We start from the raw sequence: 15,432 nt of genomic DNA, 5'->3' as shown, positions 1-15,432 counted from the left end.
CTTCGCCCGCACGCCTTCATTTCCTGTAGAAAGGTCTTTGTGAGCTTCTTCGCAAGGCTTAAGGAAGACCTCGATGCCGCCCGGTCCCACGACCCGGCGGCTCGAGGCTCTTTTGAGAACTTTTTCGCATACTCCGGCCTGCACGCCATTTGGGCCCACCGTGTGACGCACCGGCTGTGGCAGAATCCGGCGCTCCGTTTTCCCGCGCGCCTGATCTCCCAGCTGGCCAGGTTCCTTACCGGAATCGAAATCCATCCCGGTGCCACCATCGGCCGCCGATTCTTCATCGACCACGGCATGGGGGTGGTGATCGGTGAGACCGCAGAGATCGGCGAGGACGTGATGATTTATCACGGAGTAACGCTCGGCGGACGTTCGCTGGCCAAGGTCAAGCGGCACCCCACCATCGGTGACGGCGTGACCATCGGCGCAGGCGCAAAGGTCCTTGGGCCCATCACCATCGGTGCCGGCAGCGCAATCGGCGCCAATGCCGTGGTGGTCAAGGACGCGCCAGCGGAATCCATCATCACAGGCATTCCGGCCACATGGCGACACCGCGATGCACGGTCGGAAACCAAACCCGCTGTGGATCCGGCGGAGTACTACATCGAATACCGGATCTAGCCGGCGAGCCTTCTGTAAAAATTCCAGAAGACAGCGTCGAAGGCGCGGTCCGGAAGAACCCTTCGCAATGCCAGGACGCTCCAGGCTCCCCTGCCCACCGGGTAGCGGGTCCTGGGGCGTTTTGCCGTTGCGGCCCGTACTATCGTTTTCGCCACAACCCGCGCCGGGGTCGACAACACATGACCGGTTCCGGATGTTGATGCCAGTGCGGTAGCCACTACGTGGGCTTGCTCGCTGTAGGGCCCTCCGCCGGAGGCAGCCAACAGGCCCTCGCCCGCGATGGTGCCCCATTCACTGTCCGTTCCCGACGGTTCAATAATGACGACGTCGATGCCGTGCGGCCCCAGCTCCAGGCGCAGGGAATCACTCATTCCCTCAACGGCAAATTTGGTGCCGTGGTACCACGCTCCCAGGGGCTCATGGATCTTGCCGCCAATCGACGCCACATTGATGATCCTGCCTGAACGCGAGCGGCGCATCCCGGGTATGACGAGTTGGGTCATCCTCGCCAGGCCCATGACGTTGACCTCGAACTGGCGCCTGCCCTCAGCCAGTGGAACTTCCTCGAGTGAGCCGTAGGAGCCGTAGCCGGCGTTGTTGACGAGCAGGTCGATTCGCCCATGTGCCGCTTCAACCAGGCCAACAGCAGACGCCATCGATTCCTCCGAAGTGACGTCCAAGGACAGCACCGTGATGCCATGCTGCTTCAACGGCTCCATCTTGTCCACACGGCGTGCCCCTGCGTAGACGGTGAAACCGGCGGACCTGAGGGCGACGGCAGTTTCGAAACCGATTCCCGTTGAAGCCCCGGTGACAAAAGCGATACGGGGTGCCATGGCTGGTCTCCTTCAGTTGGGTACGGCAAAGGCCGGTCTCCACAGCGTAACTGGGAGGAACCGGCCTTTGACGGGAAGGTGCTGCTAGTGGGTGTCGACTGCCGAGATCTCGGACTTGTCTTCTCCCCACAGGGTGTGGAACGTGCCCTCGGTGTCCACGCGACCGTAAGTGTGTGCACCGAAGAGGTCGCGCTGGCCCTGGATCAGGGCAGCGGCAACGCGCTTGCGGCGCAGGCCATCGTAGTAGGCCAGCGAGGAGGAGAACACCGGTACCGGGATGCCCAGCTGAACTGCGGTGGCTACCACGCGGCGCCATGCCGGGAGGGCCTCGGCGATGGCCTTGGTGAAGGCCGGCGCGAACAGCAGGTTGGCTGGCTTCTCTTCGGCGGCGTAGGCCTTGGTGATGTCCTTGAGCAGTTCTGCCCGGATGATGCAGCCAGCGCGCCAGAGCGAAGCGATCTCGTCCAGCTTGAGGTCCCAGCCGTATTCCTTGGCAGCGGAGGTCAGCATGTCCAGGCCCTGGGCGTAGGAGACCAGCTTGGAGGCGTACAGTGCCTGGCGGACGTCCTCGACGAAAGTCTCGGGAATTTCCACGGAGGCTTCTTCGCCGGCCAGCAGTTCCTGGCCAAGCTTGCGCTGCTCGGTCTGGGAGGAGAGGCCGCGGGCAAAGACGGATTCGGCGATGCCGGAGATCGGAGAACCGAGCTCCAGGGCGGAGATGACCGTCCAGCGACCTGTGCCCTTCTGGCCAGCAGCGTCCACGACGATGTCCACGAACGGCTTACCCGTCTTGGCGTCAACGTGACCCAGGACCTCGGCGGAGATTTCGATCAGGAAGGAGGACAGGTCGCCCTTGTTCCATTCAGCAAAGATCTTGGACTGCTCGGCGGGCTCGATGCCGGCGCCGGAGCGGAGGAGGTCGAATGCTTCGCCGATGACCTGCATGTCGGCATATTCGATGCCGTTGTGGACCATCTTGACGAAGTGGCCCGCGCCATCGGTGCCGATCCATGCACAGCACGGTTCGCCGTCGACCTTCGCGGAGATCTTCTCCAGCAGCGGGCCGAGGGCGTCGTAGGACTCACGCGAGCCGCCGGGCATGATGGACGGGCCGTTCAGTGCGCCCTCTTCGCCACCGGATACGCCGACGCCTACGAAGTGGAGGTCCTTCTTGGCCAGCGCGGCTTCACGGCGGCGGGTGTCCTCGTAGTGCGAGTTACCGGCGTCGATGATGATGTCACCGGCTTCGAGAAGCGGTTCGAGCTGCTCGATCACGTTGTCAACGGGAGCGCCTGCCTTGACCATGATGAGGACGCGGCGGGGCTTTTCGAGGGAGTCGACGAGTTCCTGCAGGGTTTCCGTGCGGATGAAGTCGCCGTCCGTGCCGTGCTTTTCGAGCAGGGCGTCAGTCTTTTCCACGGAGCGGTTGTGGAGAGCCACGGTGAAGCCGTTGCGGGCGAGGTTGCGGGCCAGGTTGGCGCCCATCACCGCAAGGCCGGTGACACCGATGTGTGCTGACATCAAAACTCCAATTCGTTCGTGTGCAAACAGTCCCACCTACCCCCCTGGGGGCACGCAGGAAGCGAATTCAAAACCAGGGGCTGTAATAAACCATACGTATTAAAACCGTGGGCCGGAAAGCGGCGCCCACGTTTTGGAACGGCGCCGCGTCATAAACAGTCTATGATGCCGACCCGGATCCGACTGCGCACGGGACGTCCCCGCGCCACTATGCTTACCTCTATGTCAACCAGCCTCCACTACCGCGCCGTAGAGCATTTGGGCACCAGGATTGTCGGTGGCGCCCTTCCTACAGGCCACGTCATGCTGGCCGAGCATTTGGAAGACGAGCTCAAAGTATCGCGCTCCGTTGTCCGTGAAGCTGTCCGTGTACTGCAGTCGCTGGGGCTGGTGGAGACCATTAAGCGAGTGGGCATCCGGGTCCTCCCGGCCCACCGTTGGAATCCCTTCGATCCGCTGGTGATCCGTTGGCGGCTTGCCGGCGAGGGGCGTGGCGCCCAGTTGAGGTCGCTGGCCGAACTCCGTTCCGCCGTCGAACCTGTTGCAGCAGAGCTGGCCGCGGGAAACGCACCCGAAAGTCTTCGGCAGGAGCTGGTGGGCATCTCCCTTGCCATGAAGGAAGCCGGTGATGCCGGCGATATGGCCCGCTTCCTTGACCTCGATATCCGGTTCCATGCGCTGGTCCTCTCCGGCTCCGGGAACGAAATGTTTGCCAACCTTATTGGGCAGGTCACTGAAACCCTCACCGGCCGCACCGTCCATGGGCTCATGCCGGAACACCCCCAAAAGCAGGCGCTTCAGTGGCACATGGATGTCGCACACGCGATCGACGCCGGCGACGGTTCCGTCGCGCGCGATGCCGCCGCCAAGATCATGCGGCAGACCATCGCGGAGTTGGCACCCAGCTGGAATGACCAGCCCCGCGTCTTCGTCCCCATCGCGCAGAACTGACTGTCGCCAAAAGCCAGCTACTGCCGGAAGTTCAGCAACACCTTGCCGGATTCGGCTGAGTTCTTCGCCACCTCAAAGGCTTCCAGGGCTTGGGCGAGGTCGAACTCGTGTGTCACCACAGGATCGACAAACAGCGAGCCATCAGCCAGGGCATCAATGACCTCATCGATCTCGTTGTTGAAGCGGAACGAGCCAAGCAGTTCCAACTCGCGGGTGATGGCCAGTGAGATGAACACCGGCTGCGGTCCCGACGGCAGGAGCCCCACCATCACCACTTTGCCGCCCCGGGTAGCACCCTTGATGGCCGAGGCCAGTCCGAAATGGCTTCCAGAGGATTCAATAACGACATCGGCATCCACGGCGGCGATGGCATCCGCATCATCACCTTTAAGGACGTCATCGGCGCCAACGGCCCGGGCGATTTCCAAGGGCTTGTCATGCATGTCGACAGCGACGATCCTGGCCGCACCGGCACGCTTGAGAACGGCGACCACAAGCGCACCAATAGGGCCGCTGCCGATCACAAGTGTGGTCTTACCCTTGACGTCTCCTGCGCGTCCTACCGCGTGCCAGGCAACACTGGCAGGTTCAACCAGGGCTGCGGTGCGAAGATCCAGGTTTTCCGGCAGCGGTCGCAGCATTCGCGTGGGCAGGTTGGCGTAGCGGCTGAATGCGCCGTCCGTGTGCGGGTACCGGGCAGCACTGCCCAGGTACGTACAGCCCGGGGACAGATTTGGCCGGTCCTCCGGGTACCTGACGTCACCTGAGGCAGGGGTAGCCGGATGGACAGCCACACGTGTGCCAACCCCGGGGCCGGCACCATCAACAGCTTGCCGGACCACCACGCCTACGATTTCGTGCCCGAGGACCAGGGGTTCTTTGAGGACGGACTCCCCCGCTGCACCATGCAGCCAATAGTGCAGGTCTGACCCGCAGATCCCACCGTAGGCGATCTCCACCACCGCCTCATCGGGAGCAGGTGCCGTCAAGGGAATGTCTTCAATCCTGAGATCGCCCTTGCCGTGGGCGACTACGGCGGGGCCGAAGGCCGGGAGATTGATGCCCATCAGACCACCACCGTCATTCCGCCGTCGACGAAGATCGTCTGGCCGTTCACGAAATTGGATGCCTGCGAGGCGAGCCATACAGTTGGCCCGGCAAGATCGGCTACTGTACCCCACCGGCTGGCCGGCGTCCGGCCCAGGATCCACGAGTTGAAATCGTCATCATCCACCAGGTTCTGGGTCATTTCCGTGTGGATGTACCCGGGCGCTATGCCATTGATCTGCAATCCGGAGGCAGCCCACTCTGCAGTCATGGCGCGGGTCAGGTTGCGAAGTCCGCCCTTGGCCGCCACATAGGGTGCAATGGTGGGACGGGCAAGGTCCGTCTGGACAGAGCAGATATTGATGATCTTTCCCTGTCCCCGGGGGATCATGTGCCGGGCCGCTTCCCGGCCCACAAGGAAGGCGCTGGTGAGATTGGTGCTAATCACACGGTCCCAGTCCTTCACATCAAGGTCCAGCATGGAAACACGGTGCTGGATTCCGGCATTGTTCACCAAGATGTCAAGAGGACCCACGTTCTCCTCCACCCAGGCCATTCCTTCAGCGGCGGCCGTGGCGTCGGTGACGTCGAAGGCCAGGCTGTGGACCCTTCCCTCCGGGTAGTCAGCAGCCATGGCCTGCCGGGCTGCTTCCAGCCTTTCGGCATTGATGCCATTGAGCACCACGGTAGCTCCGGCATCCGCAAGCCCCCTAGCCAGGGCGTTACCGATCCCCCGGCTTGAACCAGTGACCAACGCAACCCGGTCGGTCAGATCAAAAAGTCCATTCATAGTTTGTACGTCATTTCTTCTTCGGTTGGGCCGTCTCTTCTTCAGTTGCCCCGGTCAGTTGCTGTTCGACGCCGCGGCTGCCACGCTCAGGTTTGCGATGGCCTGGCGAACCACGGCGAGGTCTTGGTCTCCGAGTCCTTGGCGCTTGAGTTCGTCATATAAATCGATTGCCGCCGAAGCCATGGGGACGGCGGAGCCAACCGCTTCAGCGCTGGTGAGCACGAAGCCCAAGTCCTTATGCATGAACTTGGCCGGCCCAGTCGGGGCATAGTCCTTGGCAGCCAGGCGGGGGCCTACGTTGTCCAGCACCCGACTTCCGGCCAGCCCTCCCGAGAGGACCTCGTAAAGCGCCACCACATCCATGCCGGAGCGTTCCGCGAGTTCGGCCGCTTCGGCCAGCGCCGCCGTCGTGGTTCCTACAATGAGTTGATTGCAGGCTTTGGCGAGCGACCCCGATCCAAGAGGACCCATGCGGCGCACCGTGGTCCCCATGGTTCCCAAGAGCGGCTCGAGCGCTTCGAACTGGCTTTCGGTCGCGCCCACCATGATGGCCAGGCTTCCGCTTTGTGCCCCGGAGGTGCCGCCGCTGACCGGCGCATCAACCACCGCGGCGTTGCCACCGGATGCCTGGTGAACAGTCTCGCCGAACAGCCGGACTGCGGTTGGTGAGACGCTGCTCATGATGACGACGGCGGTGCCCGGCTCGGGTGGATCGTTCCGCCATGACTCGAGCAATTCCGTGGCCGCTTCCTCAATGAAGGGCAGGTCAGGGAGCATGAAGATGATGGTGTTTTCGTTGCGCAGCTCTGCAACGCTGGCTGCGCGGCGGACGCCGGAGAGGTCCTCAAAAACGGTGTCGGAGCGGTTCCAGGCGATGACATTCCATCCTGCGCCGGCGATGTTGGAAGCCATGGACGCTCCCATGAGTCCTAGGCCGACGAAGCCCACGCGTTTGCTGGTCACGGTAGGTAACACCTCACTTCTTTGTGGTCATCCAAGAGATTTCTGTTCAATATCCTAGCCTCCATTCAGTATGATGAACACCATGACGACTGACGAACTTACCATCGCCATCGCTGTGCCGCTCGAAGCAGAGCACGTAGAGCTGATCCGCGCTGTAGATCCCTCTGTAACCGTTTTTTACGATCCCGAACTTCTTCCGCCGGAAAGATTCCCCGCCGATCACGCTGGCGATCCGGAGTTCAAGCGCACGCCGGAGCAGGAGGAACGCTACTGGGCCATGCTTAACAGGGCCCAGGTCCTGTACGGCTTCCCTAACGAGAGCCCGGCCGGACTGGCGCGCATAGCCGACAGCAACCCCCACCTGCAATGGATCCACGCCATGGCGGCCGGAGCGGGTGGCGCCGTCAAGGCATCCGGCCTGGACACGGAAACCCTTCAAAAGTTCCGCGTGACGACATCCGCGGGTGTCCATGCGCTGCCCCTGGCAGAGTTCTCAGCCTTCGGCATCCTCAACGGGTTCAAGCGCAGCGCCGAAATGGCGCAGGACCAGGCCACCAAAAACTGGCCTGAGCTGCGGACGCCCACCAAGCTGGTCAACGGCTCCAAAGTGGTCATCGCAGGCCTCGGCGAGATTGGCATGGAGACGGCTCGAATCGCCCGGGCCTTGGGGATGAAGGTCAGTGGAACGAAGCGCACTGTGGAACCGATGGAGGGGATCGACGAGGTCACCACCAATGAGGGCCTCCCCGGCCTGCTGGCGGACGCCGACGCAGTGGTGAACACACTGCCCGGCACCCCATACACGGAGAAGCTGTTCAACAAGGACATTTTCTCCGCCATGAAGCCGGGAACCGTATTCGTCAACGTCGGCCGCGGCACCGTAGTGGATGAGGTCGCTTTGCTGGAAGCCCTGAACAACGGCCAGGTCTCATACGCCTGCCTCGATGTATTCGCGGTGGAGCCACTTCCGCAGGACAGCCCTTTGTGGAATCATCCCAAAGTTCTGGTGTCACCGCACACCTCGGCATTAAGCACAGCGGAAAACCGGCTCATCACGGAACGCTTCTGCAGCAACCTGCGCACATTCCTGGACGGTGGCGAACTCCCCCACCTGGTTGATCCGGTCCACTTCTACTAGGCCGGAAACTACCATCCTGTGGCGTCAAACCACCTCTCGGACAACGTCTCGGTCATGGTCCTGACGTAGGTACTCGAGAGGTGGTTGTCGTCGAGGTAGACATATACGTTGCCGACGATGCCCGGGCATGACGTGCCGTCGCAGATGAGGTCCGTCATGTCCAGGATGGACAGCCCCGTGAAAGTACCCTCCAACTGTTCCAAGGGATTGCTATCGGCAAGCACCGACGACTGGGCTGGACGGCAGCGTGGGTCCTCTACGCCGGACGCCATCGCACACTCACTCGGGCTGAATGAGAAGCGCGGGTTGTCCCTCATGGCGATGACCTCAATGCCCTGGTCAGTGATCTCGCCAACCAGTTCGTCAAGACCCCAAGTGAGGTCCTCGTCCGGCGAGTCTGTAACTGCTGCCGTCCCCACAAGGAAGACAGCATCGGGCTGATGGATCCGGATGTGTTCCCGGACGTTTCGGTTGAAGGCGTTGCATTCGTCCCCCACCTCGTCCGTTTCGGTCATGAACGGGCAGGCCCCGAACGTGATGGCCTGGACACGCCACTGGTGTTCCCTGGCCAGCGGGCCGATGGCTCCAAGCCACTGAAGCGAATGGGACTGACCCACCACAAAGACGGTCCTCTCGGCGTCAGCACCGACGTCGTTCTGCTGGCACTCTGCAAACAGCACCGGATCCGTTGGACGAAGATCTCCGGTACATGCGCCGTCGAGCCTTCCCCAATCTTCCGGCAGCTGCTCAGGGGTGGGCAGCGTCCGCGCGCCCTCGCTAACAAGGTCGACATATCCGGGTAGCAACGCCCGCGCCCCCGGGTTATCGTCGGCATTCTGCGAAGCGGTAATGTTCTTCGCCATTTGTTGCTGGTATCCGAACTGCACCATCGGAGCGGCAGCGACCGCAAGACAAACAAATACAGCCAACGCCAGACGCCGGCGCTTGGCCTCCGGCCATCGCCATGCACGCAAGGGTTGCTCCACAAACCGGGTAGTGAGGAACGCCAACAGCAGCGACGCACCCACAATCAAGGTGCCGGTGATCGCATCTGCATGGTCTTGGCCGATCCACACCAAAGTAATCACCAACAACGGCCAATGCCACAAGTAGAGCGCATAGGAGGTAGATCCCAGACCCACCAACAGCTTGGACGAAAGGATCCTGTCAACTCCGAAGCGGCTGCCCGATCGCCCCGCGACAATGACAGCCACGGCCGCGAGGGTCGGCCACAAAGCCACAAACCCAGGAAACGCGGTCTGCACCTGAAGAAAGGCGCCACAGCTCAGCATGGCGGCCACCCCTACCCAGCCAAGCACGCCTCGCAGTCCCCGCCCGGGCCGAAGATACGGAAGCAACAGCGCCACCAGCGTGCCCAAGGCAAACTCCCACAACCGGGCAAAGGTATCGAAGTAGGCCAATTCCTGATTGGCCGCCGTGAAATAGATCGAATACGCCAGCGATACTGCGAAGATCAGCCCGAAGACTCCAAGCAGCACGGCCCGGTACCGCAGATTCAGACGGCGGCACACCCAGGCCGTGGCAACGAAGATGGCCGGCCAGAGAATAAAGACCTGCCCTTGGATGGACAGCGACCAGAAATGCTGAAAAGGACTCGCCAGGCTGTGGTCTGCCGCGTAGTAATTGACCACCTGGCGCTGGAGCAGCCAATTTTCGACGTAGAACAGCGAAGCCCATCCCTGGCTGACTATTTCGATCCAGCGTGTGCGGGGAATGAACACATACGTGGCCGCGAGAGTGCCAAGCAGGACCACGACGACGGCAGGCAGCAGCCGCCAGAACAGGTGCAGCCAGTGCCTCACCAGTGATACCGGCCGCGCGTCCTCGTAGCGGCTGACGAATTGCAACGTCATCAGGAACGCCGAAATCAGCAGGAAGACGTCCACTCCACCGGAAACCCGGCCGAACCAAATGTGGTAGGAGACGACCATGAGTACGGCCAAGGAACGCAGGCCCTGGATCTCAGGCCGAAACGTAGCCTTCCCTGCCCCGGCCCGGACCTGCCCGGTACTCTCCGGTGACGCAAGGCCCTTGGTTGCCGTCATCGACACGCTCCTCTTTCGCTGCACCAATTCTGCACTGCCACCCGCGAATTTCCACCACAGTCTGAGCCACTCATTTTTGTGTTCAGTCGCAAAACAGCGCGGCACCCTCTTGAAGGAGGTGCCGCGCTGTTTTGAGTATTCCTGGTGCAGGTGCTTTTGCGGAACCTACTTTGCGTCTTCGGTACTGACGAGGTCCCTGCCAGCCGTCTCAGGGGTAAAGAATGTGGTCACGAAGGAGATGAGCGCCAGGACCAGGGAGTAGATGGCCAGGACCAGCCATGAGTGGTTGGTGGCGGCCAACATCAGCGCGCCGAGCAGCGGTGCAAGTCCGCCAGCCAGGACCGCCGAGATTTCGCGACTCATGGCGACGCCGGTGAAGCGGTACTGCGAGCCGAACAATTCTGGAAGGAGGGGGCACTGGGGGCCAAGCATCGACTGGACGCCGATTGCAATGCCTACCGCCATGACTACCCATACCAACGTGACGTTCCCCAAAGTGACCAGGTAGAAGGCAGGAACCGCGATGATCGCCTGGAAGAGTGCGCCGTAGCGGTACACAGGAACACGGCCGAACCTGTCGGACAAGGCACCGAAAGTTACCACCATGACGGCGGCGAAACCGGCCGCGATCAGCAAACCCACAGGACCGATGGAGTTGTTACCAGCGAACACGCCCGCCGGCATGCTCATGAAGGACACCAGCAGCGCGGAGTAGATCGAAGAGTTGCCGTTCTCCCCCATCCGAAGACCGATGCCGAGCAACACGTTCTTCTTGGAGTGCTTCCAGAGAGCGCCAATGGGGTTCTTGACCACGTTCTTGTGCTTCTCCAACTCCTGAAACGCGGGCGTTTCCTTGAGCTTGAGACGGATGAAAATGGCCACGGCGATCAGAATGAAACTGGCCAGGAAAGGCACCCGCCACAGCCACCCCTGAAGGACAGCCTTGTCCGCCATGGCAATGAGCGCGAAGGTGCCGGCACCGAGGAGCGTGCCCAACTGAATGCCGACAAACGGCAATGAAGCGAAGAACCCACGACGACGGCGCGGAGCCACTTCTGAAATCAGGGTCGTAGCGCCGGCTTGCTCGGCTCCGGCCCCCAACCCCTGGATGATTCTCAGCGTGACCAGCAATACAGCGCCGAGCATTCCGGCTTGTTCGAAGGTGGGAAGAAGGCCAATGGCGAAGCTTGCAGTTCCCATCAAAGCGATGGTGAGGATGAGGACCATTTTCCTTCCGAACCTGTCCCCGATGTAGCCGAAGATCAAACCGCCAAACGGACGGGCAGCAAAGCCAACGCCGTAGGTGGCGAACGACGCAATCAACGCGCCGTCAGGGCCCAGCGGAGAAAAGAACAGCGGACCGAAGATCAGCGCCGAAGCCAAGCCATAAATGTAGAAGTCGTAGTACTCCAGCGCGGAGCCGACAGAGCTGGCCAGCGTAGCCCGCCGGAGCTGTTCCGGCTCAACTACAGCGTCCCCGGCCTCGGCCGCGAGCTTTTCATTTGCACGAGTTATCACAAGCACTCCCTCAAAATCACCCCGGGCCCCCGTTGGCCCAGCGAGATAGTGATGGCATCACCGCCAAGATCACTATGATGAACAGCGTACAGCTTGTTGAACGCACTGCCAAGGTTGTAATCAGATTTATTTAGAGCGTTTGAAAAGAACTAACCCATGGGGTTACCCAGGGAACGCGCCAATTCCTTAAGTTCCTTGACCATGAGGGCGCCCTGCTCCTCCGAGTAGGTGGCCTTGAGCGCTGTCACCGACAGGCCAAGGCTTGGGCCATGTGCCCCGTGGGTAGGGACCGGCACGGCCAGGCAGACTACGCCTACCGTGGACTCCTCATCCTCGAAGGCGTACCCCTGCTTGCGGATGGTGGAAATCTGGGCCTTGAGCTCTTCCGTGGTCTTAAGGGAGTTCGCCGTCATGGTGGGCAACTCCATGCCATCCGGGAACATCGCGTCGATATCGTGATCGTGAAGCTGTGCAATCAGGGCCTTGCCGACGCTGCAGAGCGAGACGGGCATCTTATCGCCGATGTTGGACGTCAGTCTGACCGCTGGATGACCTTCATAGCGCGCCAAATAGATGACGTGGTCGCCGTCGAGCATCGCAATTCTCACAGTCTCTCCCGAGAGCGTAGGCGCTTGCTCGCAGTACTTGTAGAACTCCTGCACCTCGTCCAGGCGACTGAGGTATGCAGCCCCCAGTTCCACAAGCTTTCTCCCCAAGGCAAAGTCGGCACCTTGGCGGGTAATGAGCCGCGCTTCTTCCAGCGCCAAGAGCAGGTTGGACGTGGAGGACTTGGGAATCCCGAGTTCACGCGAGAGATCGCTCAGCGTCAGTCGGCCCGTAGGGGACTCGGCCAGCACCTCCAACACGGCTGCAGCGCGAGTGACGGCAGGCGCCGGCGACGAAGCGCCCAGCCCTTCGGAACGGGAGGTGCGGGAATCGGCCATGATTCTCCTTCGACATCGCTATTCGACTGTTCATTCTGCTGAACAATACTCATCATAGTGGAATGGGGCCGTCTCAGCAGGGTGAGTTGAGCCCCACGCCGCGTCTCCGGTGAGACCGTACTTTCCAAACCCAAAAGTTCTCTGTATATTCATCTTCGAGCTCTCCACCGCGGCATCCCCCAATAGTCGTGGTGGAGAGCTCATCCATTTCCGGCGTCAGCCTAAGCAGCAGCGAGTTCCTCGCCCCGGAGGCGCCAGCCCCCACCAGTTCCGTCCCTCACCAGTTCCCAGGTAGCGATGCCGGACCGTGGGTTGCTCCCTAGGCGGACCTGGACCTGCCAGACTTCAATATCAACCCGCCCTTGCCCCCTGGGCATCCGGCGGGACTGCTCCCACCAGGCAACCCGCTCAAACCACCGCACTGGTTCCACCACCATGCGCCACTCCCGGCCGCCCCTCATGATGACCGCCGGGGCGCCCGGCTCAACTGTGACGATGTGTACGTGCTCCATGGAAGAAACCGTAGGGTGCAGGTCTGACATTGAAGATCGTGGGCGGCTGGAAGGAGGCAAACAAAAACCCCGCCCTCCAAGCCTTTCGACTTGAATGACGGGGTTTTCCTGGTGGGTCCTACCGGGATCGAACCGATGACATCCACGGTGTAAACGTGGCGCTCTACCAGCTGAGCTAAAGACCCAAACCGCGGCTTCCGCGCTTCGCAACTTCCTCCGCGCTTCAACCAACGAACAATGACTCTACATGATCAACCGCCCGAAACACCAATCGGCGCAGGAGCTTGTGGAAGATCCGGCAAAGACCGCGCAAGATAGTCCAATGCGCCGCTGACTCCCAGTTCCAATTTCACTTGAGCAAAGTCGTCGCCGCGGGTAGTTCCCCGGTTGATAATGACCACTGGTTTTCCCGATTTTGCGGCGTGGCGCACGAACCGCAATCCGCTCTGAACCGTCAGCGACGATCCCGCCACCAAGAGGGCGTCCGCGTTATCCACCATCTCGTAGGCGCGGGCCACCCTATCCTTGGGGACGTTCTCACCGAAGTAGACAAAGTCCGGCTTCAACGTCCCACCGCAAATGGGACAGACCGCCATCACGAACGAGGTAATGAGCTCGTGGTCCTCAACTGTTGCGTCAGCGTCCGGAGCCATCTCTACTACACCGGACTCCAGCGCCGCCTCGAGGAAACCGGGATTGATTTCTTCAAGGATCGCTGCGATCAAGCGCCGGGTGAAGGTGTGTCCATTGCTGAGGCAAACCACTTGGTCGAATCGGCCGTGCAAGTCCACCACGTTGATGCTTCCGGCGTCCTCATGGAGCCTGTCAACATTTTGTGTAATGAGACCGGACAACAGGCCGCGACGTTCCAGAACCGCGATTGCCTTATGGCCGGCATTAGGATCGGCCTGCCTGAGGTGGGACCAACCGATGTGGTTCCGCGCCCAATAGCGCCGCCGGTTTGCCTCACTTCCCACGAACTCCTGGTAGGTCATGGGGTTCCGGGGCGCAGAACCGGGCCCACGGTAGTCAGGAATCCCTGAATCGGTGCTCAGCCCGGCTCCGGTGAGTACAGCTAAGCGCTTCCCGCTTAGGAGATCCCCGGTAACCTCGAGTGCCTGCAACTCTTCGGGGTCAAGTTGCCCTACGGGCGCGGAGGGCATGCTGGCAAATCCAGTCATACCGACTCCGGGCCTGGGATGGTTCATGACTGCTGGTCCGCCAAAGACGACAACGCCCGGCGATACTCGGCAAAGTCCCTCGCTTGGCCGCGGGGATTGACAACGACATAGCGGATGACGCCTGTAGCGTCGATGATGAACGTCCCCCTTAGGGCCATTCCACTCGCTTCATCGAAGACGCCATAGTCCCGTGCCACGGCCCCATGCGGCCAGAAGTCCGCCAAGAGGTCGAAGCCAAAGTTCTCATGCTCCGCGTAGGCCCGTTGTGCGAACTTACTATCTACGGACAACGCCAGTACCGTGGCATTCGAATCCTTGAAGTCCGCGATGTTGTCGCGAATCTCACAGAGTTCGCCGGTGCAAATGCCGGAGAAAGCAAAGGGAAAGAACACGAGGACAACGTTGCGGCCCCGGTAGTCGGCCAAACGGACAGGCTCGCCGTACTGATTCAGCAGTTCAAAATCCGGCGCAAGTTGCCCCGCTTCAGGAACGAGCACCTGGGCCGGAGCCTGTTGGACTGCTGTCACTTGTTCTTCTTGGGCACCAAACGCGTGGCGCTCCAGTCCTTTGAGACCCCTGCCGATGTAGTCAGGTGTAGTCCTGAAGTGGGGGCGGCATCCTGGATGTCTGCAGGAGAAACGTAGTTGTCACGGCCCGACTTTGGCGTCAGTACCCAAACAACCCCGCCTTCCTTCAGGTTGGTGAGCGAATCCATCAGGGCATCAACAAGGTCACCGTCGCCATCCCGCCACCAGAAAACAACAGCATCCACGACGTCATGATCATCTTCATCCAACAACTCGGAGCCTGTGACATCTTCGATGTCGTCACGCAAGTCGAAATCGACGTCGTCGTCGTAGCCGCGTTCCTGAATCAGATCCCCATCTTTGAAACCCATTCTTTCCGCCACATTTACCGATGTGGCGGCGTCGGCCTCGCTCACGTTTCCTCCTTTTGCAGTGACTTCCATTACTAACAGCCAACACCCTTTGGGCGTGTGCTTCAAGCTATTGTCCCAGCCAGCGGCCATATTCCGCATTCCACACGGTGTTTGGACGCCAAGAGGATTGCGTGCTTTGCGTCACGGAGGCCGCGGGAGTGTGACATACAACGCCCCCAGGCGCCCACGGCTACGCATCGCGACGCCGCGAAAGCTAGAGTGGCCATGAGCGCTACGGCTGCAGGGCGACCGCCCCGAGAAGTTCCACAGGCAGCCAAGCGCTCACAAGACCTGCCCGGCGCATCCGACCGGGCTGTTGAAACAGAGATGTCGCACACGACGCGTTCACGACGGGCAGTTACCCTGCCGGACTTGAGGCGCCGATGCATGCGCCTAAAGGA

At 61.2% G+C, this 15,432-nt stretch carries 15 protein-coding genes and 1 tRNA gene; 3 read left to right on the top strand and 13 right to left on the bottom strand.

What is annotated here, in order from left to right; all coding sequences use genetic code 11:
• Positions 1-39: 39 nt before the first annotated feature.
• Positions 40-624: a serine O-acetyltransferase EpsC gene (gene epsC, locus AC6CH8_RS13315; RefSeq protein WP_091468037.1), complete on the top strand. Its 585-nt coding sequence runs from the start codon at positions 40-42 to the stop codon at positions 622-624.
• Here the strand turns inward: epsC and AC6CH8_RS13310 are convergent.
• A complete protein-coding gene (locus AC6CH8_RS13310; protein ID WP_498191026.1) occupies positions 621-1,460 on the bottom strand; it encodes an oxidoreductase in 840 nt (279 codons plus the stop codon). The two genes, epsC and AC6CH8_RS13310, sit on opposite strands and share 4 nt — an antisense overlap.
• 84 nt (positions 1,461-1,544) lie before the next feature.
• Positions 1,545-2,981: an NADP-dependent phosphogluconate dehydrogenase gene (gene gnd, locus AC6CH8_RS13305; RefSeq protein WP_498191024.1), complete on the bottom strand. Its 1,437-nt coding sequence runs from the start codon at positions 2,979-2,981 to the stop codon at positions 1,545-1,547.
• 222 nt (positions 2,982-3,203) lie between these two features.
• Here gnd and AC6CH8_RS13300 point away from each other — a divergent pair, with 222 nt between their 5' ends.
• The gene (locus AC6CH8_RS13300; protein ID WP_498191022.1) at positions 3,204-3,932 is read left to right on the top strand and encodes a FadR/GntR family transcriptional regulator; all 729 of its coding nucleotides are present in this window, start codon (positions 3,204-3,206) and stop codon (positions 3,930-3,932) included.
• A gap of 17 nt (positions 3,933-3,949) precedes the next feature.
• On the opposite strand, the gene AC6CH8_RS13295 is transcribed toward AC6CH8_RS13300, so the two are convergent.
• The 3 genes from AC6CH8_RS13295 to AC6CH8_RS13285 are packed head-to-tail and all read right to left on the bottom strand — an operon-like array spanning position 3,950 to position 6,732.
• Positions 3,950-4,999, bottom strand: coding sequence for an L-idonate 5-dehydrogenase (locus tag AC6CH8_RS13295; protein WP_498191020.1), 1,050 nt, complete (start codon positions 4,997-4,999; stop codon positions 3,950-3,952).
• Positions 4,999-5,769, bottom strand: a complete 771-nt coding sequence (locus AC6CH8_RS13290; protein ID WP_498191018.1) for an SDR family oxidoreductase — start codon at positions 5,767-5,769, stop codon at positions 4,999-5,001. Before AC6CH8_RS13290 ends, AC6CH8_RS13295 begins: the two co-directional genes overlap by 1 nt.
• 54 nt (positions 5,770-5,823) lie before the next feature.
• On the bottom strand, positions 5,824-6,732 hold the full coding sequence (locus AC6CH8_RS13285) for an NAD(P)-dependent oxidoreductase (protein WP_498191016.1): 909 nt from the start codon (positions 6,730-6,732) through the stop codon (positions 5,824-5,826).
• Positions 6,733-6,802: 70 nt separating this feature from the next.
• Between AC6CH8_RS13285 and AC6CH8_RS13280 the strand changes: the two genes are divergently transcribed.
• Positions 6,803-7,870, top strand: coding sequence for a D-2-hydroxyacid dehydrogenase (locus AC6CH8_RS13280; RefSeq protein WP_498191014.1), 1,068 nt, complete (start codon positions 6,803-6,805; stop codon positions 7,868-7,870).
• 8 nt (positions 7,871-7,878) lie between these two features.
• Here the strand turns inward: AC6CH8_RS13280 and AC6CH8_RS13275 are convergent, their stop codons facing one another.
• The 8 genes from AC6CH8_RS13275 to AC6CH8_RS13240 all read right to left on the bottom strand — a co-directional run bounded on the left by AC6CH8_RS13275 (position 7,879) and on the right by AC6CH8_RS13240 (position 15,034).
• Positions 7,879-9,936 carry an acyltransferase family protein gene (locus AC6CH8_RS13275; protein WP_498191012.1) on the bottom strand — a complete coding sequence of 686 codons (2,058 nt, stop codon included), beginning with the start codon at positions 9,934-9,936 and terminating at the stop codon, positions 7,879-7,881.
• Positions 9,937-10,101: 165 nt separating this feature from the next.
• Positions 10,102-11,454, bottom strand: coding sequence for an MFS transporter (locus tag AC6CH8_RS13270; protein WP_498191010.1), 1,353 nt, complete (start codon positions 11,452-11,454; stop codon positions 10,102-10,104).
• A 149-nt stretch (positions 11,455-11,603) separates the two neighbouring features.
• A complete protein-coding gene (locus AC6CH8_RS13265) occupies positions 11,604-12,398 on the bottom strand; it encodes an IclR family transcriptional regulator (RefSeq protein ID WP_498191008.1) in 795 nt (264 codons plus the stop codon).
• Positions 12,399-12,619: 221 nt separating this feature from the next.
• A complete protein-coding gene (locus tag AC6CH8_RS13260; protein ID WP_091468068.1) occupies positions 12,620-12,910 on the bottom strand; it encodes a hypothetical protein in 291 nt (96 codons plus the stop codon).
• Between the two features lie 109 nt (positions 12,911-13,019).
• A tRNA-Val gene (locus AC6CH8_RS13255) sits at positions 13,020-13,095 on the bottom strand.
• 66 nt (positions 13,096-13,161) lie between these two features.
• Positions 13,162-14,118 (bottom strand): NAD-dependent protein deacetylase, encoded by a 957-nt coding sequence (locus AC6CH8_RS13250; RefSeq protein WP_498191006.1) that lies wholly within the window; start codon positions 14,116-14,118, stop codon positions 13,162-13,164.
• The gene (locus tag AC6CH8_RS13245) at positions 14,115-14,618 is read right to left on the bottom strand and encodes a peroxiredoxin (RefSeq protein WP_420178282.1); all 504 of its coding nucleotides are present in this window, start codon (positions 14,616-14,618) and stop codon (positions 14,115-14,117) included. The genes AC6CH8_RS13250 and AC6CH8_RS13245 overlap by 4 nt, the downstream gene beginning before the upstream one ends.
• Entirely contained in the window at positions 14,615-15,034 is a 420-nt protein-coding gene (locus AC6CH8_RS13240; RefSeq protein ID WP_026005795.1) for a DUF3052 domain-containing protein, read from the bottom strand. The genes AC6CH8_RS13245 and AC6CH8_RS13240 overlap by 4 nt, the downstream gene beginning before the upstream one ends.
• Between the last annotated feature and the right edge of the window lie 398 nt (positions 15,035-15,432).

The organism is Paenarthrobacter sp. GQ52, from assembly GCF_059759005.1.
Note: the sequence above shows the minus strand (reverse complement) of the source record. Positions and strands in the feature narration are given on the sequence as shown.